17 protein-coding genes are annotated in these 19,593 nt (G+C 53.5%); 8 read left to right on the top strand and 9 right to left on the bottom strand.

Annotated features, from left to right (window positions below; translation table 11 throughout):
• The first annotated feature begins 72 nt into the window (after positions 1–72).
• From ACW9KT_RS04515 to secDF, 3 genes are all read left to right on the top strand, one after another.
• The gene (locus ACW9KT_RS04515; RefSeq protein ID WP_457078174.1) at positions 73–705 is read left to right on the top strand and encodes a uridine kinase family protein; all 633 of its coding nucleotides are present in this window, start codon (positions 73–75) and stop codon (positions 703–705) included.
• A gap of 211 nt (positions 706–916) precedes the next feature.
• Positions 917–1,282 (top strand): hypothetical protein, encoded by a 366-nt coding sequence (locus tag ACW9KT_RS04510; RefSeq protein WP_457078173.1) that lies wholly within the window; start codon positions 917–919, stop codon positions 1,280–1,282.
• A gap of 147 nt (positions 1,283–1,429) precedes the next feature.
• Positions 1,430–4,402 carry a protein translocase subunit SecDF gene (gene secDF / locus ACW9KT_RS04505; RefSeq protein WP_457078172.1) on the top strand — a complete coding sequence of 991 codons (2,973 nt, stop codon included), beginning with the start codon at positions 1,430–1,432 and terminating at the stop codon, positions 4,400–4,402.
• A gap of 84 nt (positions 4,403–4,486) precedes the next feature.
• On the opposite strand, the gene ACW9KT_RS04500 is transcribed toward secDF, so the two are convergent.
• The 7 genes from ACW9KT_RS04500 to ACW9KT_RS04470 all read right to left on the bottom strand — a co-directional run bounded on the left by ACW9KT_RS04500 (position 4,487) and on the right by ACW9KT_RS04470 (position 12,801).
• Positions 4,487–5,353, bottom strand: coding sequence for a COG4315 family predicted lipoprotein (locus tag ACW9KT_RS04500; RefSeq protein WP_457078171.1), 867 nt, complete (start codon positions 5,351–5,353; stop codon positions 4,487–4,489).
• A gap of 167 nt (positions 5,354–5,520) precedes the next feature.
• Positions 5,521–6,879 carry a hypothetical protein gene (locus tag ACW9KT_RS04495; protein WP_457078170.1) on the bottom strand — a complete coding sequence of 453 codons (1,359 nt, stop codon included), beginning with the start codon at positions 6,877–6,879 and terminating at the stop codon, positions 5,521–5,523.
• Entirely contained in the window at positions 6,854–7,453 is a 600-nt protein-coding gene (locus tag ACW9KT_RS04490; RefSeq protein WP_457078169.1) for an RNA polymerase sigma factor, read from the bottom strand. The genes ACW9KT_RS04495 and ACW9KT_RS04490 overlap by 26 nt, the downstream gene beginning before the upstream one ends.
• A gap of 195 nt (positions 7,454–7,648) precedes the next feature.
• A complete protein-coding gene (locus ACW9KT_RS04485) occupies positions 7,649–8,944 on the bottom strand; it encodes a hypothetical protein (protein WP_457078168.1) in 1,296 nt (431 codons plus the stop codon).
• A gap of 383 nt (positions 8,945–9,327) precedes the next feature.
• Positions 9,328–9,951 carry a NifU family protein gene (locus tag ACW9KT_RS04480; RefSeq protein ID WP_457078167.1) on the bottom strand — a complete coding sequence of 208 codons (624 nt, stop codon included), beginning with the start codon at positions 9,949–9,951 and terminating at the stop codon, positions 9,328–9,330.
• Positions 9,952–10,122: 171 nt separating this feature from the next.
• A complete protein-coding gene (gene aroC / locus ACW9KT_RS04475) occupies positions 10,123–11,202 on the bottom strand; it encodes a chorismate synthase (RefSeq protein WP_457078166.1) in 1,080 nt (359 codons plus the stop codon).
• 138 nt (positions 11,203–11,340) lie between these two features.
• Positions 11,341–12,801, bottom strand: a complete 1,461-nt coding sequence (locus ACW9KT_RS04470) for a BatD family protein (RefSeq protein WP_457078165.1) — start codon at positions 12,799–12,801, stop codon at positions 11,341–11,343.
• 320 nt (positions 12,802–13,121) lie between these two features.
• On the opposite strand from ACW9KT_RS04470, the gene ACW9KT_RS04465 reads away from it, so the two are divergent.
• The 5 genes from ACW9KT_RS04465 (at position 13,122) to ACW9KT_RS04445 (ending at position 17,219) form a co-directional block, all read left to right on the top strand.
• Complete coding sequence (locus tag ACW9KT_RS04465; RefSeq protein WP_457078164.1) at positions 13,122–13,904, top strand: ferritin-like domain-containing protein; 783 nt, start codon at positions 13,122–13,124, stop codon at positions 13,902–13,904.
• A 48-nt stretch (positions 13,905–13,952) separates the two neighbouring features.
• Positions 13,953–14,954: a ferritin-like domain-containing protein gene (locus tag ACW9KT_RS04460; RefSeq protein ID WP_457078163.1), complete on the top strand. Its 1,002-nt coding sequence runs from the start codon at positions 13,953–13,955 to the stop codon at positions 14,952–14,954.
• A 201-nt stretch (positions 14,955–15,155) separates the two neighbouring features.
• Positions 15,156–15,863: a ferritin-like domain-containing protein gene (locus ACW9KT_RS04455; RefSeq protein ID WP_457078162.1), complete on the top strand. Its 708-nt coding sequence runs from the start codon at positions 15,156–15,158 to the stop codon at positions 15,861–15,863.
• A gap of 23 nt (positions 15,864–15,886) precedes the next feature.
• On the top strand, positions 15,887–16,768 hold the full coding sequence (locus ACW9KT_RS04450; protein WP_457078161.1) for a ferritin-like domain-containing protein: 882 nt from the start codon (positions 15,887–15,889) through the stop codon (positions 16,766–16,768).
• A 262-nt stretch (positions 16,769–17,030) separates the two neighbouring features.
• Positions 17,031–17,219 carry a hypothetical protein gene (locus tag ACW9KT_RS04445; RefSeq protein WP_187309951.1) on the top strand — a complete coding sequence of 63 codons (189 nt, stop codon included), beginning with the start codon at positions 17,031–17,033 and terminating at the stop codon, positions 17,217–17,219.
• A gap of 45 nt (positions 17,220–17,264) precedes the next feature.
• On the opposite strand, the gene queG is transcribed toward ACW9KT_RS04445, so the two are convergent.
• On the bottom strand, positions 17,265–18,254 hold the full coding sequence (gene queG, locus ACW9KT_RS04440) for a tRNA epoxyqueuosine(34) reductase QueG (RefSeq protein ID WP_457078160.1): 990 nt from the start codon (positions 18,252–18,254) through the stop codon (positions 17,265–17,267).
• 97 nt (positions 18,255–18,351) lie between these two features.
• On the bottom strand, positions 18,352–19,407 hold the full coding sequence (ruvB, locus tag ACW9KT_RS04435) for a Holliday junction branch migration DNA helicase RuvB (RefSeq protein WP_457078159.1): 1,056 nt from the start codon (positions 19,405–19,407) through the stop codon (positions 18,352–18,354).
• Positions 19,408–19,593 lie beyond the last annotated feature (186 nt).

Below are 19,593 nucleotides of genomic sequence, written 5' to 3'. Positions count from 1 at the left end.
TACGCGGCGCTGGCCTCATTTTGATTAATTTTGCACGGTTGGCCCTGCTGGTACGGGCCGCTTTCCCACCCCATGCAACATCCTTTCATCGTCGGTATTACGGGTGGTAGCGCCTCGGGCAAAACCACGTTTTTGCGCCGTTTGCTCGCCTCTTTTCCTGAGGAAGACATCTGTCTGATCTCCCAGGACAACTATTACCACCCGCGCGAAAGTCAGTTGATAGATCCCAATGGCGTCACCAACTTCGACTTGCCCTCATCCATCGACTCGGCAGCCTACGCGGCCGATGTGCTGCGCATCAGCCAAGGACTGGAAGTTCGTCGGCCCGAGTACACCTTCAATAACCCTAACGTTCAGCCGAAAGAACTGGTGTTTCGCCCTGCGCCCATTGTGGTGGTAGAGGGGATTTTTGTTTTCTACTTCGAGGAGGTAGCCCGACTGTTGGACTTAAAGGTGTACATCGATGCTCGCGAGCATGTGAAGCTGCAGCGCCGCATCGTACGCGACCGGGATGAGCGCGGCTATGACTTGGAAGATGTGCTTTACCGCTACACCAACCATGTGGCGCCAACCTACGAGAAGTACATCAAGCCCTTCAAGCAGGACGCCGACATCGTCATTCCTAATAATCGTCACTTCGACAAAGGCCTAGAAGTACTGGTATCTTTTCTGCGCACTAAAGTCGCTTTAGCTCGCCAAGAGTAGTCTTTTTCTTAGGAACTGTATTTGAACGAGCGCGGCCCATGGACTGCGCTCGTTGTTTGCACATGGGTAGTATAAGCCCTATTTGCAGCAGTCCGCACCGAATTATTTGCCATACGTGGTAGTTGGACTTACTGGTTAAAATACCCTGGTATAATGGGTTGTTTTGGCTCCCGGAGCTCAAATGGCTATATTTGTAGCGTTTACCTTGCTCATGTTATCTACTCGCTTCAGTTTTTTAGCTCACTTGCGTTTTGTGCTGCTCGCGGCTACGGTGCTCTTTGTGCTGGGTCTGAATCATCGGGCGGTGGCTACGCTGCAAGTACCTGGGGGGCAAATGACGCGTATTGGCGCCGCCCCAAAGGCAGCTGTAGTAAAGCAAAAAGTGACTTTGGAAGGTACCACCACGCTTGCCTTCTGGCTGGCGCCGGCGGCTCATGCTTGGTTTCCAGCTTCAGTACCGCTGACGTGGCCTCGCTTGCTAGCCAAGACCTTAAAATTTGCCCCCCAGCCCGGCGCCTTGCCGGATTATTTCCGCGCTCGCCTGCTACTGGCTGCGCTGTCGCCCCAGGCGCCCTAGCTGGTGCGCTGATCTTCTTTGTGGGCTATGAGGCCGCTACGCCGCTTTAAGCGAGCAAGTGCTACTCACGCTAGTTTAGCCCCCTTGAACGAGATCAGCTTATGAGACCATCAGCATCAAAGCATAATAACAAATCAACTTATTAGCATGCGTAATAAAGGACTTATTATCGCCCTCACCGCTATTGTATCGGTGTTGTGCATTTACTTTTTGTCGTTTACCATGGTGTCGCGCCGGGTGCAGCAGCAGGCTGAGGCCTATGCCACTCGCAATGGACAAGTAAACCAACTCAAGCGTCAGCGCTACCTTGACTCAGTATGGCGCGCCCCAGTGGTAAACGTACTTGGTGTAGACTACACTTATAAAGATGTACGCCAAAGCGAGCTGGGCCTCGGCCTCGACTTGAAAGGCGGCATGCACGTCACGCTGGAAGTATCGCCAGTGGAAATCGTGCGCGCAATGTCGGGCAACTCCAAAGATCCAGCCTTCACGAAAGCATTAGCTAACGCGCAGGAGCTGCAAAAAACAAATTCCGGCACTCCCTTCACCTCGTTGTTTGCCCAAGCTTACCGCTCGGCAGCGCCCGAGGGCCGCTTGGCTCGCATCTTCGCTAATACGACCAACAAGGGCCGCGGCATTGATATCAACTCCTCGAACGAGCAGATCATCGGTGCTATTGATAAGGAAGTAGAAGAAGCAATCGACCGCTCTTTCAACATTCTGCGTACCCGCGTGGATAAGTTCGGTGTAAACCAGCCCAACATTCAGCGGGTGAAAGGCACAGGCCGCATTCAGATTGAACTGCCCGGTGTAGACAACCCTGAGCGTGTGCGTAAGCTGTTGCAGGGCCAAGCCAAGTTGGAGTTCTGGGAAGTGTGGCGCAATGATGAATTTGCCCCCTATCTCAATCAGCTCAACGAAGTATTAGTAGCCAAAGAAGCAGCTGCTAAGCCCGCTGCAACTGCCGCCGCTACCTCCACAACTCCCGCTGCTGCCGGCGACTCTACCTCTTTGGCCAGCCAGCTTGCTAAGAAAAAAGCGGCTGCCACCACCGATTCGGCCAATCTGCAGCAGAGCAGCTTGCTCGCTCGTTTGTTCACCATGCCGGGTGCATTAGGCTCCAATGTGCGCGACACAGCCCGCGTGAATGATCTATTGGCCAGCGCAGAAGCTAAGTCAGTTTTGCCCCCCAACCTGACTTTCCTGTGGGATGTGAAGCCTACGGTAGTTGACAAGCAGGAATATCTGCAGCTTTACGCCATCCGCAAGACGCGTGACGCAGTAGCCCCCTTAGGTGGTGAAGTAGTAAGCGATGCCCGCCAAGACTATGACCAAGGCGGTCGGGCTGAAGTATCGATGCAGATGAACCCCACCGGCGCTCGCAAGTGGGAAAAGCTAACTGCCGCTAACGTAGGTCGTCAGGTAGCTATCGTGCTTGACGACAATGTGTACTCAGCTCCAGTTGTGCAGGCTGAGATTTCGGGGGGCAATTCTAGCATCTCTGGCAATTTCTCTATTGAAGAAGCGCAAGATTTAGCCAATGTACTGAAGGCCGGTAAGCTGCCCGCTCCTACTCGCATTGTGGAAGAGGCTGTTGTTGGTCCATCATTGGGTCAGGAAGCCATTAATCAAGGCTTATATTCTTCGCTGGCAGGCTTGGTTATCATCATGATTTTCATGGCGATTTACTACGGCAAAGCTGGTTTAGTAGCCGACTTAGCGCTGGTTTTCAACATCTTCTTGGTATTAGGCGTGTTGGCTCAGTTCGGCACGGCTCTTACACTGCCCGGTATTGCTGGTCTGGTGCTTACTTTCGGTATGGCGGTTGATGCCAACGTACTGATTTTTGAACGGGTTCGGGAGGAATTAGCGCAAGGGCTCACCCTCAAGGACGCTATCAATAAAGGCTACAGCCGCGCTTTCTCGGCTATCTTTGACTCCAACATCACGACCCTGCTTATCGCCGTTATTCTAGGCTTCTTCGGTACGGGTCCGGTACAAAGCTTTGCCATCACGCTCGGCATCGGCGTACTCACCTCCTTCCTGACGGCGGTATACTTGTCGCACTTGATCATCGAGTGGATCACGAAAGACAAGTCGAACATGACGTTCACCACGCCTCTTTCGCTCAATCTGTTCAAGAATGTCAATTATGACATCGTGGGCAAGCGCAAACTGGCTTACATCTTCTCGACGAGCATCATTGTATTAGGTTTCGTGCTGATGGCTGTGCAAGGCGGGCCAAACCTAGGAGTTGACTTCCGGGGTGGTCGCAGCTACACTGTCGATTTCAACAAGGACATGGTGGCTTCAGATGTGCGCGCCGCGCTGACCGATGATTTGCAGAACGCGGGCATTGAGGTAAAAACCTTTGGTGCTTCTAACCGTCTGCGCATCACAACCAGCTACCTCGCCAACGACGAAAGCACTGAAGCGGATCAGAAAGTAGAGCAAGCGGTAAAAACAGGTCTGCAGCAGTATTCGGCTAGCAACCCAACGATTGTAAGCACATCGAAAGTTGGTGCTACCATTGCCGACGATATTAAGCAAGCCTCCGCCGTGAGTCTGCTGCTTTCTATCCTGGGCATCTTTGTGTATGTGCTGTTCCGCTTCGAAAAGTGGCAGTTCTCGCTGGCCGCCGTTATCGCCCTACTCCACGATGTGCTAATCGTAATCGCCGCTTTCCCGATTGCTCGCTTGTTCGGAGTTACGTTTGAGATGGATCAGGTATTTGTGGCCGCTATCCTTACCATTCTTGGTTTCTCCATCAACGACACGGTAGTTATCTACGACCGAATCCGGGAATATCTGGTAGAGAACCCCAATTTGACCTTTAGGCAAGTGGCCAATCCGGCTCTGAACAGCACTTTCTCGCGGACCATCATCACTGCTACCACAGTATTATTGGTGGTTGTAGTACTGTACATCTTCGGTGGCGAAACACTTCGCTCGTTCTCGTTCGCGATGATTATTGGGGTAATTTTCGGCACGTATTCGTCGCTGTTTATTGCCACACCAATCATTTTGGACACGTACGGCGACAAGGAAATCCGTCAGGGTACCGTAGCCACGGAAACGCCCGATACGGAAGCTCCCCGCATTTCGACGGCCGTGCGTTAGTACTTGCTAGCACCAATAAAAAGCCCCCAGAACATCTCTGGGGGCTTTTTTACTTATACCTAATCGCTGGGCCAAGGGCAAAATTTACGGAGTAGCTACTGACCATACGTTGCCAATTCCTTCGCCCTCGGTTTTGCCGCGGGTGGCATTATCGTTCACGAAGTAATACAGAGGCACTCCTTTGTACGTGGTTTGCTGGCGGGTAGTCCCGTTGGGACCATCGGGTCTTGTTATTACGCCAAAGTCGTTGATACTTAACGCCGTGGGCAACACTCGACCAGATTCAAAGAAAGGCGGCCACACGTTTGCACATGGACCAATGCAGTTAGGCTGGGTGGCTGGACTGGTACGGTCGGGGGCAAATACATAGAGCGTCCGGGCCTTATTATCTACCAGGAAACTCTTGGCGGCGCTCTGGTTCGTGGTTTTGTTCGTTACGGTTGCGCGCGCTATGCGCAAGGCATAATTCGGCTTGGTTACAAACCAGACGCTGCCGAAGTTGTCGCCGCCAATAATACCGGGCGCTTCCCGCACATTCGGGCTTTCTGGGGTGGCCTGGGGGGCAAAATAGTAGAGCGGCCAGCCTTGGTAGGTAGTGTGGAGCCGGCCATCGGTGCCAGTGATAGTCGCGAAATCATTGGGATCGAGACCTTTGCCTACTACCAAGTTGGGATCATAAAATGCGGGCCATCGGGCCGCACAGGCTCCTGTGCAGTTGGGTGTACCGGTTACATCAAAAGCAAAGTAGTACAAGGTATTTCCATCTTTATCTACCAAGTAGGGCCCGAGCGTGGGGCTGTTGCTGATGCGAACGGAAGGTTTGGGGCCGAAGGGGATCACGCCGTCCAAGTCGTCGCAGCTACTGACAAAGAGCGACATACTAAGTAATAGCAAGGCCGTGCAGCCAGCCAGCAAACGCTGGCGCAGCGCATTCATGAAAAGTGTAAGCATAGCGGTGTCTGGAAGTAAAAGGTTGACTGAGAGTAAGTAAAACAGCAGCAGCTCTTACCTAAGGCAACGTGCGCCGGGCCCTGCACACTGCGCCGCGGATAAAGGCTGCCGCAAGTGGCCCCGTCACGAACGGGGCCGGTATGCGCACAGAAGGAAAGGGTAAAAAATCAGGGCGAAACCCACCCGAACAGTCCGTATTTAACCGAAAAGGCCACGCCCGCACTTCGCAGCTTGATTTGACCAAACCCTACACCACCACCTAGTGGCAGCCTTACAAAAGGCTCGGCCTGCACCGACCAACGCCCACCTACTGCCCGCTCCACGCCGCCCGATAGGTTGAGCACGCTCAATACATGATTGGAACCGCGTGCCAGCGACCAGGTAGCGGTGGTTAGCGTGCCGTTTCGTTCGTACTGGTAAGTGTAGCGTTCGTTGCGCATGAGCAGCGAGGTGAGGCCAGTACTCAGAAAAAGCGAATACGTGGGGCGCACGACGAGTTCATAGCGCAAATCGAGTGGTATTTCTGTGATGCGGCAGTTTGCATCTAGGGCTAGGATAGGGCTGCCGGCCCGCCAGTAACCATCTGGTGGAGCATAGTCGCTGCCGCGGGCGGCGTAGCGTTTCACACTCCGAATCAGGCCAGTACGAGCGCGCAGGCGAGGCGTGAAACGGTATTCCACATTCATTCCTACGTCGCCGCCCAAGCGAGAACCTTCGAGGGGCCGCACTCCACTGGCCGAGGGCCCACCTACTAGCCCCAAGTTCCAGCGGTATAAGGGTAGCGCAGATTCTGGCGCTGACTTCGCTGCCGAATCAGCCGGAGCAGACTGAATGGTGTCGGTAGCTGCTACAATGAGCTGGCTAGTAGCAGAGTCACTTGCTACTGAACTGCCCGACTGTTGTTCTGAGTTTGGTGCTGGCGGCGGGGGCGTTTCTGATGATATAAAATTGGCAACACCAGCAAAATGCCCCCCAGTCAACCCGGCTGCACCCAACTCTCGCTGGGAGACATTTTGTGGACGACTAGGCGTGGGCAGCAGCCGTGCTGCAACAGGCTGCGAGCCGCTCCTCGTCCCGAGTGTTGCCGTACCCAATGAATTCGCGTTTCTTTCACTGGTCTCAGTTCTTGTAGCCTTAGTCCTTGTCGACTTGTTAACCAATGAACCTGATGCTGCTTCGGCACCCGCTGCATCTGGAGTAGGCTGTGTGCTGATTACAGCGGAAGAATTAGAGCTATAGTGTCTATCATTCGCGACCGAGGAAGCCGACTTTTCAGAAGTACGCCCAGACCGGGGGGCAAATTCACGATAGCCTTGCCATGCCAGCAACGTGAGCAGCAGAATGACTACTCCTGTGCTAACCAGGCGCATCAGCTTGCGGCGCACCAAAGTATCAACTGTGGCGGTGCGCAGTTTATCGTCCATGCGCGCCCAGGCTCCCAGGGGTGGCGGCTCGTCGGGGTAAGCCTCCGCCCCACGCCGAAACAGCGCGTCTAGCTCGTCATCCGACATGTCTGGCGTAGGCATGGTGTTTAATTTTTTTTAACAATTGCCTTAAGTGAGTCCGCGCTTTGAACAAGTTAGACTTCGACGTACCCGCCGAAATTCCCAGCTGCTCCGCTATTTCTTCGTGCGTGAATCCATCGATAGCATAAAGGTTGAACACAGCCCGATAGGCAGCTGGCAACTGGTATACTAGCTCCAGCAACTCATCAAACGCCAGGCTATCAAGGGCGGAAGTGCCAGGGTCGGGATGTAGAGCGGCCACTTCGTCGAGGGTCTGCTGAAAAGCGTGTTTTTCCGCTACCCTAAAGTGGTCAATAGCCGTGTGCACCATGATTTTGCGCAGCCAAGCCCGGAAAGAGCCCACGATATCGAGGTGCAGGCGGATATCGAAGCGGCCTGCATCCCGAAACACCTTCAAGAATCCATCATTTACTGCCTCCATCGCCTGCTCCCGGTTGCGCAGGTAGCGCAGGCAAATACTCATCGCCAAGCTGTAATACTGTCCATACAATTGCCGCTGACTTTCCCGATCTGCACGCCGACAGCCAGCCAGCAAGGCCGTAAGCAGCGCAGAATCGTGGTCGGGTTGAGACACGGCAGCAGGGATTTATTCACCAACTCGGCTAAACTTCGGAAAGGGTTGCCTTCGAGAAATAAAAAATAGCGCTAATTACCTTTATAAATAAAAAAGCCCCCCAGAACTGCTTCTGGGGGGCTTTTTTAGATGATAAACAAAACGACTCACCTGGGGCGAGTCGTTTTGATAACGATACTAACTATGGGAAGTTGATTACTTCAGGTTTTTGATTGCGGCTTTGTCCAAGCTACCATTCATGATGCTTTTCAGCTCGTTCTCACGCTTTAGAACATTACCATAAACGGCCTTCAGCTGTGAGCTTTTCAAGCTTGCGAAAGCCTCCGAGCTGTCAACTTTATTATCAAGAACCGTTTGTAGTGAGGCAGTAAACAGGGTGTGCAGTTCTTCAGCCGTTAAGATATGGCCCATTGGCATGGTCTCTTGAGCGATAATCCAACCGAGGCGGGAAGCAGCAAGACGCTGGTATGGCGTACCGTGGTGGCCAGCAGAAGTGAAGCCGCAATCACCGATGTTGAAGAACAAGTCGAAAAATTCGGCTACGCTTTTCCAGTTGTAGGTTGCGCCACGCTTATGAGTCAAATAGTAGCTAGCCATGAAGTCAGCCTCTAGCTCCGTCTTGCGAGTTTGCGCAGCAGCAGATGGTTCTGCCACTTTGTACCATACAGAATAGTTATTGAACTGTACTTGATGAGCCCACTCGTGCGCTAGGATACCGGCGAATGTTACCTTTTCGTCAACTCCGGCTTCTGCCATTACACTCACAATACCATCGCCGATTACGATCAGGTTGCCGATGACAGCTTTGGTTTGGGTAACGGTACCAGTGGTAGCAAATCCGTCGAATGCCAACAGCGGAGTTGTCTTGAAAATCGTGCTTGGCGTAACGGCAAGTCTGATAACGTTATCCGCTTGCCGATAAGCTGCCTCGCCTTTTAGGGCTGAGAAGTTGATATAAACTGCTGCTACAGCTTCTCTGTCTTGGAGCGTGCTCACGTGCTGACCATGTAGGGCCACCTCGTTGGGCATGTTGAAGAAGGACTCTAAGGTGCGCTTATGCTTGGCCGCAAAATCAGTCAGATGACCGTCAACGCCGAAATACTGAACATTTGGGTCAACGTAAGTGTACAGCCGATTAATCTGCGCCAATAGGTTGTAATTTGCCTTATCTGGCGCCAAGCTCAACTCCTTGGAATAAGGAGCTATGGCAGCATCAAACGGCGTGCGCACACAGGGAGTAGGCAACACGGCATCGGCACTGATGCTAGCAACCAGCGCTTGGCTGAATGCCTCGTAAGAACAATCGAAGTCAACATCAGATGATGCACCTAAACTTAGGGTAGCATCTTCCTCGGCTAGATTACCGGCTGAAGCAGATTTGAGATTGGCTTGTGGATTGACCGCCACAGCGGTTTCTTCTTTTTCGCAGGATACGGTAGCGAAGCCCAGACCACTGCAGAGCAGTGCAAGTGTAAATGATTTTAACTTCATTAAAAGTGGTTTTAGTGTACTCTACGGTTAGGTCCTAAGAGGCTGAAATAGTTCTAAATCAAATAGAATATTTTTAATAATATTTTAATTAAGTATGCGATTGGGTCCAAAACACATTTCTAATATTTAGCCTAACTCTGCTCTGAAAACCGCTTTTAAGTGCTATAAACGTAGTTTTTCATTGAAGTGGCAGTTACTATTTTCGACTAACACAGCTGAACTGTTGTCTAAGCAAGAAAGGATGAGTAGTTATCATGCTTGGTTGAGCAAATCAGCTCATGCCAGTTGGCTTTTGGTACCTCCACTTTACTATCAAGACACAAAAAAGCCCCCCAGAAAAAATATCTGGGGGGCTCTTTTATGCTAGTAATTCTACGATGACCTTAGATCGTGATGCCTTCAGCTACTACTTCTTTCACCTCAGGAACCATGCGCTTGAGCAGGTTTTCGATACCCGACTTGAGCGTAACCGTGGCCGAAGGGCAGCCAGAGCACGAGCCCTGCAAGTTCACCGTCACGATGCCGTCCTGGTAGCTTTTGAAGGTGATGTTGCCACCATCTTGCTCCACGGCGGGACGCACGTAGTTATCGAGCAGATCAATGATTTTCTGGCTCGTCTGCTGGTCCTCCTCCGAGTGGCTGCCGTTGGCGGCTACTTCCTGGGCGGCCTTCTGCTCAGCAGCCGGATCGACGAGGAAAATAGGCCCGCCCGACTCTACGTACGACTTTAGGAAGCTACGCAGCTCGGGGATAAGGTGAGCCCACTGATGCTCAGTGGTTTTGGTGATAGTAACGAAATTAGCCGCGATAAACACACGACCCACGTAGTCAAAATTGAATAGTTCCTGGGCCAGGGGCGAGTTGGTCGCAGCCTCCAGGTTGGGATAATCCACGCTCACCCCTTCGCTGAGGAACTGGGTATTGAGCACGAATTTCATGGATTCGGGATTGGGGCTAGCTTCGGCGTATATAGAAACCGGAGCGGCCGGGGCAGTTAGATCAGCCATAAGAGTAAAGGGCTTAAAAGCGAGAATACGAAGACAAAAACAGCGGGTTGATATGCAACTGGCTAGCTCGTCGGAGCTACAACCACTTACGCCCGCCGATGTTGCAAAGATACCAAAACCACAGTGAATGGTGAGGTCACTGGCATTTACTATGGTATCTCTGTGAGTGTTTTATACCTTATTGGCTCGGCTACGCAACAACATATCCGCCAGTACCAGGTTGGTCATGGCATCCACGATGGGCACGGCGCGGGGCAACACGCACGGATCGTGGCGACCTTTACCGGCCAGCGTTATCACCTCACCCTGGTCGTTGATGGTCGTTTGAGGCTGCAAAATGGTAGCTACGGGCTTGAACGCTACCCTGAAGTAAATATCCTGCCCGTTGGAAATGCCCCCCTGAATGCCCCCTGAGTGGTTGGTACGGGTGCGCACAGCGCCCGCTTCATCGGTATAAAAGGTGTCGTTGTGCTCGGAGCCGAATAGCAGTGTTCCCGCAAACCCGGAACCGTACTCAAAGCCTTTTACGGCATTAATGCTCAACATTGCTTTACCCAGCTCGGCGTGGAGCTTGTCAAATACTGGCTCTCCCAAGCCGGCAGGTACGCCGCGCACCACGCCCGTCACTAGGCCACCCACGGTGTCTTGGCGGTCGCGGGTTTGGCGAATGAGGGCAGCCATACGTTCGGCTGTCTCCGGGTCGGGGCAGCGCACGGCGTTCGTGTCAATCAAGCTTAAGTCGAGCTGCTCATACCCCACCGGCACGGCCACCGCGCCTACCTGCGAAACATAGCTCTGGGCAGTGATGCCGTAGTGAGTTAAAAGTTGAGCCGCTACGGCACCGGCCGCCACGCGGGCTGCCGTTTCACGGGCCGAGCTGCGCCCGCCGCCCCGATGGTCGCGGCGGCCGTACTTCATATCATAAGTATAGTCGGCGTGCGAAGGGCGGTAGGCATGCTCCACGTGCGAGTAATCGTGGCTGGCCTGATCCTGGTTGCGGATGAGCAAGCTGATAGGTGTACCGGTCGTTTTACCTTCAAATATCCCAGACAAAATCTCCACTTTATCTGCCTCGCTGCGGGGCGTAGTCAAGTCCGATTGGCCGGGCCGACGCCGGTCCAAAGCGGTCTGGATGGTAGCAGCCGACACTTCCAAGCCTGCTGGGCAGCCATCGATAATTACTCCTATACCTACTCCGTGCGACTCGCCAAAGGTGGTGATGCGAAACAGCTTACCAAAAGAATTACTCATGAGCGGAGGAGCTAGAAGTGAGGCACCGAAAGCCAGAAGGCGGGTAGCGTTGAGGTAGCAAAGCTACTAAGCACCGCCTCATTTCGATTAATAACCGCGCTGGTGCCCTTACTGCTTGGCCCACGCCGGCATTACAGCCTACTTCCGCTTCTTTTTGCCTCGCCACCACCCGATGCCAGCCAATATGAGTAGGGCACCTAGAATGAGGTTGGCGTAGCGACGCACGGCAGCATACGCATCCACGGGCTGTAGCGTATTATCGGCGGAGGAAAGCACGTTTTCATAAAACGGATCGTCGAGCCGGGCATGAAAGGCGGTGCTGGTTTTAACGGCGCCGCTCACCTGGGGGGCAATTCCGGCCCGCAATGTATCGTAGCGGGCCGTATTCGGATTGAATATGACCAGCGAAAACAGACTATCGAGCGGCAGGGTGCCGGGCTTGGTAGGCACGAGGCGGTAGCGAAACCGCTTGCGGCCGCCCACGCGTCCGCCCTGGCGGGTTTGCTCCTGCTGCACATCGGGTCCGTAAATCTCTAAGCCGGGTCGTGGCAGTGGCTGGGGGGCACTTAGGGTAGCTAAGTTGCCCTCGCCCTCTACTACAAACGTGTAGGTAAACGCTTGTCCTGTGCGGAAGCTGGTCCGGTCAATAGCCTCGCGCAGCTGGTAGGCGCCAACAGGCACCTGGTCGCGGAGAGGATGCGCTGGCAACGGGCGAACAGGAATGGTGCGAGCCGCGGTGCGATAGGTCTTGTAGCCCGCCATGCGGTTGTCGAGCCCGGCCTCGGGCTTCTTGGCTATGCGATACTTTATCATCTGCAAAGACACCTCCGGAAACACCAAGGGCTGAGCATTAAGCGGATAAAACTCGGCCTCATAAAGGCGGTAGCGCAGGTAGGTTTTGCCGCCGGCTACCACCGTTTCGGGGTAGATTTCCTGCTCGTCGAAGGGCTCTTCCCAGGCTGTGGGCTGGCGCAATTGGCGCAGAATACCCGGTAATTGCCCCCCAAAGTTGTGGAAAGCCAATAAGCCTTGGTCGGCAGGGGTCAGATAAAAGTATAAGCCAATGTGTACGCCTTCGCCGGCGAAAACGGTGGTTTTGTCTGGTACCAAAGCCAAAAAGGCGTTGTCTTGAGGCTCGACGAATTCTTGAGGCTTGGGCTTGCCAAACAGCTGATCTAGTAGCCCGATCCCTGGTGGCCCCTGTGCCGCGCCCGGAGCTGGAGTAGCGGGCGCCGTGGCCGCAGCTTGCTGAGGGCCCACTGTGAGCGTAACTCCCCCCGACCGAACCGTGATTCCATTGATAGTCATGGTGAAGGGACGCACCTCAAATTCGCCCTCATCGTAGGCGGCGTAGCGCTGGGTGATGGTCTGCTCCGAGGAACTCTGGCCATTCACGATGCGGGTGGTGGTGGTGCTGGATTTGCCGCTCCTTTTAAATCCTTCCAAGTCGGGGAAAGCGGAGTAGCGCTCCAGGGGCGCACCCGTCAGGGTAAAGCTGATGGTGTAGTATTCGTTAATGGGAAACTCCGATTTGCCCAGGGTGATGCGGGCTTGCGGAGCAACGCTTTGGGCCCACGCAACGGGTCTAGCAAACAGCAAGAAGAAAAATACCCCCCAGAAGACTAGCCAACGACTCAACATAATTTGGCGAAACGACCTTACTCATCAAAGCTACGCAGAAAGTGCCTTTCATGCTTTTAAGCCCTCTTTATATGAGTGCTCAAAGTTCTTGTTTAAGCATCAGGCGGAAATCTTCAACAAATAAAAATTACGAAAGTCAATCCGCTTTTCAATCTGAGCCGTAAGTGGGTTCAAATAATCTCTTCTTCTAAAATTATTACAAAAAAAGCCTCTGCAAAAGGGGCGCTGGAGAGCTATTGCCTTTACTTTTCTTCTCTACCCACTTTAATTTTTCCAACATGTCCAAGATCACCAAACCAGGCGGAGACGACACTGGCTTCGACAAGCCGCTATACGTGCCTATAAAGCGCCGTTCGTTCTTTATGTATGCTGGCGCTACGGCCGGTGCCACAGCCTTACTTCTCTCGGGCTGCGATGATGATGAAGTAATTGCTGACCCAGCCCCGCCCACCCCACCAACGCCGCCTACCACGCCCGGCGCCACCTTGGTTAATGTTGGCTCTGGTGATGTTGGGGTGTTGAACTACGCTTTTGCTCTTGAGCAATTAGAGGCCGCGTTCTACACGCAGCTCCGCACGGGTACCTATTACACAGGCTTAGCAGCTAATAGCGCTGAGCGTCAGATTCTGGACGACCTGTATTATCACGAAGTAATTCACCGTGAGTTCTTTAAGGCCGCTATCACCAGCGCAGCCCCTACGGCTATTATCAAGGACCTCACGCCCAACTTCACCGCCATCGATTTCAGTAGCCGCGCAAGCGTACTGGGTGCTGCTAAGGCATTCGAAGACTTAGGCGTATCGGCTTACAACGGTGCTGGACGATTTATTTCTACTACCGGCAACGGCCCACTATACTTGCTGCTCGCCGGCAAAATTGTTTCGGTTGAGGCTCGTCACGCCGCTATCATTCGCGACTTGCTGATGGAAGGCAACTTCGTAGGAACTGACGTGATTAACTCCAGTGGTTTGGAAATATCCAAAACCCCAACGGAGGTTGTAGCAGCGGCTAACACCTTCTTGGCTGAAGGCTCAAAGCTGAATGTTTCTGGTCTTGTCTAACGGAGGCGCTTGTAGTCCTTACCCTCACTCAATCTTCGACTTATAATCATGAATATCTTCCAAATAATCTCTGAAATCGAGAAAGTAGACCCTGAGGTATACGATCGTCTCGACTCCCGACGCAGCATTTTCAAGCACATGAGCGGCATGGGCAAAACGTTGGCCGCAGCAGCCGTTCCTATGGCTTTCGGTGCCGTTCTGAACAAAGCCTATGCGCAGACCAGTATGGCTCCCAGCGTAAACGATGTTCTCAACTTCGCCCTGCGCTTGGAATACTTAGAGGCTGAATTTTACAATCAAGGCTTAGGCGCAATGGGTGCTACCGCTACGGCTGCCCAAACGGCATTGCGTGCTGGCTTTAGTGCTACCAACCTCGCGGCTCTGGACAAAATTCGGAATGACGAGACGGCTCACGTCGCTTTCCTGCGGACGGCCCTGACCACTAACGCTATTGCTGCTCCTCCTGCCAATACCTTCGACTTCACAGGTGGCAAAGGCAGTGCTGGCGGTCCATTTGCGACCGTATTCACGGCGCCTGCGGTGTTCCTGGCAGTAGCTCAAGCATTGGAAGATACTGGCGTACGTGCCTACAAAGGCGGTGCCCCGTATTTGGCCAGCAACAAAGATGTGCTGACTGCGGCTCTCAACATTCACTCCGTAGAGGCCCGTCACGCTTCCCGTATCCGCACGATGCGTCGGGCTGGTGCTATGAATAACGCGGCTTCGCAAACTGCTGCTGCTGGTACTAATTTCGCCGACCGGAGCGCCTCGCCCAAGAGCTGGGTATCGGGCAACGATGGTGGCGGACCAGCGCCAATGCAAACAGCTGGTGTATATGGCATGGGCGCTGCGCCTGCTTATACGCCCGCAGTTATCACTTTCCCTGGTGAAGAAAACGTGACCCAGGGTGGCGTGAACTTGCAGACAGCCCTAGCTTCTTTGAACTTCCCAGCCGCGGCTTTCTCGGAAGCCTTCGATGAGGCACTGCCTGTACCGGTAGTATCAGACATCGCACGCACGTTTGTGGTTACTGGCAGCACGTTTATCTAGTCGCCGCTATTCTATTATCCCTGAAAAGGACGGCCCCTGGGCCGTCCTTTTTTGTTTATTTCATCTGCGCCATGCAACACTTTGCCCCCCAGCGGCCTCTTAGCCCTTAGTGGAGTTAGCTTCTGGGGCTATCTTTGCTTCCGTTGCCCTGCTTCCGTAGCTGGGGAGCATTTTCAGGTTGATTCTCTCGCATTCATGACCATGAGTTTTACTTCTTTTTCCCGCCTGTTTTCGGCGCGGCCCGTACGACGGCGCACATTTTTTAGAGTAGCTGGCGCTACTGCTGCCTCGTCGGCGCTGGTACTGGCAGGCTGCGCCGATGACGACAACACGCCTGAAACTCCCGTTGAGCAAAGCTTCACTTTAGGCACTGGTGATATTGGGCTACTGAACTATGCCTATCTGCTGGAGCAACTGGAAGCCGCATTTTACGAGAAAGTAGTAGCTGCTCCCCCCACCGATTTATCAGCCGCTGAACTCGGTTATTTCACCGATCTGCGTGACCATGAAGTCATTCACCGCGAATTTTTGAAGTACGTTCTCGGCTCCAGTGCCATTGGCTCGGCCACCTTCAATTTCTCATCCTTCACACTTACTACGCGAGCCGGCGTACTGACAGCGGCCCAAACACTAGAAGACCTAGGCGTAGCCGCCTACAACGGTGCGGGCAAGCTCCTCACAGACGTTGTCTATTTAGGGCTGCTGGGCAAAATAGTGTCGGTAGAAGCTCGCCACGCGGCCCTGATTCGGGATTTGCTCCTACCCAACTCATTTGCTGCCGCCGATGTGGTAGCCAATACCGGCGGTGAGTTCGACGGCCTGGATGCGGCCAAAACGCCCGCCCAGGTGCTAGCCGTGGTGAATACCTTCCTTAACGTTACTATTTCGGCAGCTAGCCTGCCTAGCTAAGCTTCTTTGGTTTTTCCTTCGCCATGAATATTCTTAAACTCCTCGCCGATCTGGCCAAAGCAGATCCCACGCTGTACGACCAAGTTGGTTCGCGCCGCGCCGCATTTGCCTCTCTTGGCCAAATTGGTCGCAAGGCGGCGCTGTCTGCCGTGCCGCTAGCCTTAGGCACTGCCATCACGCCTGCGCAAGCCCGCGATATCCGCACCACCCTCGATTCGCTCAACCTAGCGCTGACCCTCGAATACCTGGAAAACGAGTTTTATGCCCGCGCTTTAGGTCAGGTAGCCGGTGCTCCTAGCGTGCCTGCGGGCTTCTTCCCAGCCGACACCCGTCCAGCCATCGAGACGATTTATCGGCACGAGCAGCAGCACGTACGGTTTCTGGAGCGCGTGATTGTGGCTTCCGGCGGAGAATTGCCCCCCAAACCCCGTTTCGACTTTACGGGCAGCAAGAACGGCGCCCAAGCAGCCGTATTCCCGACCGTGTTCACCAACTTTGATACGTTTTTGCAAGTAGCTCAAACCCTGGAAGATGCGGGCGTTCGGGCCTATAAAGGCCAGGCTGGTTTCTTGCAAGCCGATAACCAACTACTGGAAGCAGCCTTACGTATTCACTCCGTGGAAGCTCGCCATGCTTCCCACATCCGAAGCATGCGCCGGGCGCGGGGTGCCAACGTGAAGAACTGGGTTAGCGCCAGCGACACCAACATTACGGTAGCCGGCAAAACGGACGCCGTATACGCGGGCGAAGATCTAGTTAATCAAGTGCTACCTGGCCTTCGTACCGTGCCTTTCAATCAGGAGCCGCTGAGCACGACGGTAGTTGTGGCGAAAGTGGCCGAAGCATTCGATGAGCCGCTATCTGCGACTACAGCTACCGCACTGGTCAGTCTTTTTACGTATTAAATATATATGTACTTATTAACGCAGATTTAATACGTAAAAAGCAACAAGAGAACGACTTAGGTCGTTCTTTTTTTATTCATGAGCTTGCGTCCCAGGGAGAGCGGCAGCTACCTTTGGGATTATCCTTTTATGGCGTTGCACACTTTCCGAAAAAAGGTGCCGCTTTGCTCCTTGGAGGAAGCCTTTTTATGTGGGCTTTCGTATACAATTATCCCGTTCATACACCACCCTTTACCACCCACCTTACTTACTATTCATTACAATGTTGGAATATGCAAAAACCATTCTGCTCAAGGTGAGCTTTGACAAAATCCTATTTGAGAAGGAGCTACGGAAAGCCCTACGCATGCTCGTACCAGAAGAGCTAACCCAGCTAAAAACCTGGTGCTACGAGCAGTTCGCAAGCATTTACCAACGCATTCTCAATCGCGTTTTTGCCCAAGCCGCTTAGAGTACAGTAAGCAGTACCAAGAAAAAGCCACTAGCGAGCCGCCATTCAGGCCTCCTCGCTAGTGGCTTTTTCCTTGTAAATGGAATCTGTCGGCGGCTCTGTTACGAACTGAATAGTGCGCGTGAGCCCAGCGTACCCCGTACGCTTCACTGCCGATTGCCGAAATAGCTCTGTGAACAACTCATGTGTGATTTCTTGCCAATCAGTGGTGCTCATTTCCTTGAGCTGCGGGTGCGCCCGAAACTGCGGCTCCTGATGAGGCTTAGCAAAGCGGTTCCAAGGGCACACGTCCTGACAGATGTCGCAGCCGAAAACCCAGTTACCCAATTTGCCCCCCACTTCGCTCGGAATCTGGTCTTTCAACTCGATAGTAAAGTAGCTGATGCACTTGCTGCCGTCCACCACGTACGGGTCGGAAATGGCATCAGTGGGGCAGGCATCCATGCACTTGCGGCAGGTACCGCAGTAGTCTTTGATAGGACCATCGGGGGCCAATTCTAGGTCCACGATCAGCTCGGCGATGAAGTAGAAGCTGCCTACGCCAGGCGTAATTAGGTTGGAGTTTTTGCCTACCCAGCCCAAACCACTTTTCTTGGCCCATACCTTATCCATCACCGGTGCCGAGTCCACGAACACGCGGCCTCCTACCTCACCAATTTCCTGCTGTATATCGGCCAGCAGTGTTTTAAGCTTGTCTTTGATGACGAAGTGATAATCGCGGCCGTAAGCGTACTTGCTGATTTGTAAAGTGTCGGGGGGCAATTGGTCTTCCTCGGCGGGGTAATAATTAAGGAGTAGCGAAATGACCGACTTGGCGCCGGCTACCAGCAGGCGCGGGTCGAGACGCTTATCGAAGTGGTTAGCCATATAACCCATCTGGCCGTGCATCTGACGGTTGAGCCAGTTTTCAAGGCGTGGAGCTTCTTCCTCTAAGAACTCTGCCTTCGAGATGCCGCAATACATAAAGCCTAGCTCCGCCGCCCGGCGCTTGATAAAGGCGGCATTTCGACTTTGAATGGTTTCGTTGACGGTCACAGTGGAGGCAAAAGAATGGGCAAGTAAAGTACGGGTGAAAAAGAAACGCACCGCCAAGGGCAGTGCGTTCCACAGTTGAATTCAATTCGAGCACTCTCTAAGCAGGCTGCTCGCCAAATAAGTCGCCGGGCGAGTTGCCGCGCAGATGCTGCGGCATGAGCTTACCCAAGTGACGGTATGCGGCTTCTGTAGCTTCGCGACCCCGAGAAGTGCGCTTGATGTAGCCTTCCTGAATCAGGAAGGGCTCGTACACTTCTTCAATCGTTTCCGACTCCTCGGAGCAAGCCGTAGCAATGGTGCTTAGGCCAACCGGGCCACCTTTGAACTTGTCGATGATGGTGGTCAGAATGCGTACGTCCATTTCGTCAAGGCCGTTTTGGTCAACGTCGAGGGCGTTCAAGGCAAATTGAGCGATGTCGACGTTGATGGTGCCGGTGCCTTTTATCTGAGCGAAATCGCGGGTGCGGCGCAGCAAGTTGTTAGCAATACGCGGCGTACCGCGTGAACGGCGGGCAATTTCGAAAGCCGCATCATCGTGAATCGGCGTTTGCAAAATCTCGGCCGAGCGCTTCACGATGCTGGTCAGCAAGGCCGAATCGTAGTACTCCAGGCGAGCATTGATACCAAAGCGGGCCCGCAACGGCGAAGTAAGCAAGCCGGAGCGCGTGGTAGCGCCGATCAGCGTAAAAGGCGACAGAGAAATCTGTACGGAGCGCGCATTCGGGCCCGAATCGAGCATGATGTCGATACGGTAATCCTCCATGGCCGAGTACAGATATTCCTCTACCACGGGGTTGAGGCGGTGTATCTCGTCGATAAAGAGCACGTCGTTCGGCTCCAAGTTGGTCAGCAGGCCAGCTAGGTCTGAAGGCTTGTCGAGCACCGGGCCGCTGGTCATCTTGATGCCGGCTTCCAATTCGGCCGCGATAATGTGCGATAGGGTGGTTTTGCCCAGGCCGGGAGGTCCGTGCAGCAATACGTGGTCGAGTGCCTCGCCGCGCCGACGCGCCGCTGCCACGAATATCTTCAGGTTCTCGACAATCTTATCCTGACCCGTAAAATCGGAGAAACTGAGCGGGCGTAGCGCCTTGTCAATCTCCTTTTCGGAAGGGTCCATGTGGTCGTTGCCACCGGTGAGAAATGCTTCGCGCATAGCGTAAATACTAGGTTTGGCGTTGTGTGAAGATAACGCTTTAGGGGGCAAAATGCTTCCCGTTTTAGTAAAAATATTTAGTATAGTCTATTATAACTAATCATATTAGCAATATACGCTCTATAAAAGGTGGTCATGCAGAGCAGAGCGAAGCATCTCGCGTGTTTAGTAAGAGTAGTAATCCAG

The sequence above is a fragment of the Hymenobacter sp. HD11105 genome, from assembly GCF_054051685.1.
Note: the sequence above shows the minus strand (reverse complement) of the source record. Positions and strands in the feature narration are given on the sequence as shown.

Excerpts from the sequence above, each read along its gene's own strand:
- ACW9KT_RS04465 (WP_457078164.1), top strand. The coding sequence starts at position 13,122 with ATGTCCAAGATCACCAAACCAGGCGGAGACGACACTGGCTTCGACAAG.
- secDF (WP_457078172.1), top strand. The coding sequence starts at position 1,430 with ATGCGTAATAAAGGACTTATTATCGCCCTCACCGCTATTGTATCGGTG.
- ACW9KT_RS04450 (WP_457078161.1), top strand. The coding sequence starts at position 15,887 with ATGAATATTCTTAAACTCCTCGCCGATCTGGCCAAAGCAGATCCCACG.
- ACW9KT_RS04455 (WP_457078162.1), top strand. The coding sequence starts at position 15,156 with ATGAGTTTTACTTCTTTTTCCCGCCTGTTTTCGGCGCGGCCCGTACGA.
- ACW9KT_RS04485 (WP_457078168.1), bottom strand. The coding sequence starts at position 8,944 with ATGAAGTTAAAATCATTTACACTTGCACTGCTCTGCAGTGGTCTGGGC.
- ACW9KT_RS04500 (WP_457078171.1), bottom strand. The coding sequence starts at position 5,353 with ATGCTTACACTTTTCATGAATGCGCTGCGCCAGCGTTTGCTGGCTGGC.
- ACW9KT_RS04480 (WP_457078167.1), bottom strand. The coding sequence starts at position 9,951 with ATGGCTGATCTAACTGCCCCGGCCGCTCCGGTTTCTATATACGCCGAA.
- ACW9KT_RS04510 (WP_457078173.1), top strand. The coding sequence starts at position 917 with ATGTTATCTACTCGCTTCAGTTTTTTAGCTCACTTGCGTTTTGTGCTG.
- ruvB (WP_457078159.1), bottom strand. The coding sequence starts at position 19,407 with ATGCGCGAAGCATTTCTCACCGGTGGCAACGACCACATGGACCCTTCC.
- ACW9KT_RS04495 (WP_457078170.1), bottom strand. The coding sequence starts at position 6,879 with ATGCCTACGCCAGACATGTCGGATGACGAGCTAGACGCGCTGTTTCGG.
- ACW9KT_RS04515 (WP_457078174.1), top strand. The coding sequence starts at position 73 with ATGCAACATCCTTTCATCGTCGGTATTACGGGTGGTAGCGCCTCGGGC.
- aroC (WP_457078166.1), bottom strand. The coding sequence starts at position 11,202 with ATGAGTAATTCTTTTGGTAAGCTGTTTCGCATCACCACCTTTGGCGAG.
- ACW9KT_RS04460 (WP_457078163.1), top strand. The coding sequence starts at position 13,953 with ATGAATATCTTCCAAATAATCTCTGAAATCGAGAAAGTAGACCCTGAG.
- ACW9KT_RS04445 (WP_187309951.1), top strand. The coding sequence starts at position 17,031 with ATGTTGGAATATGCAAAAACCATTCTGCTCAAGGTGAGCTTTGACAAA.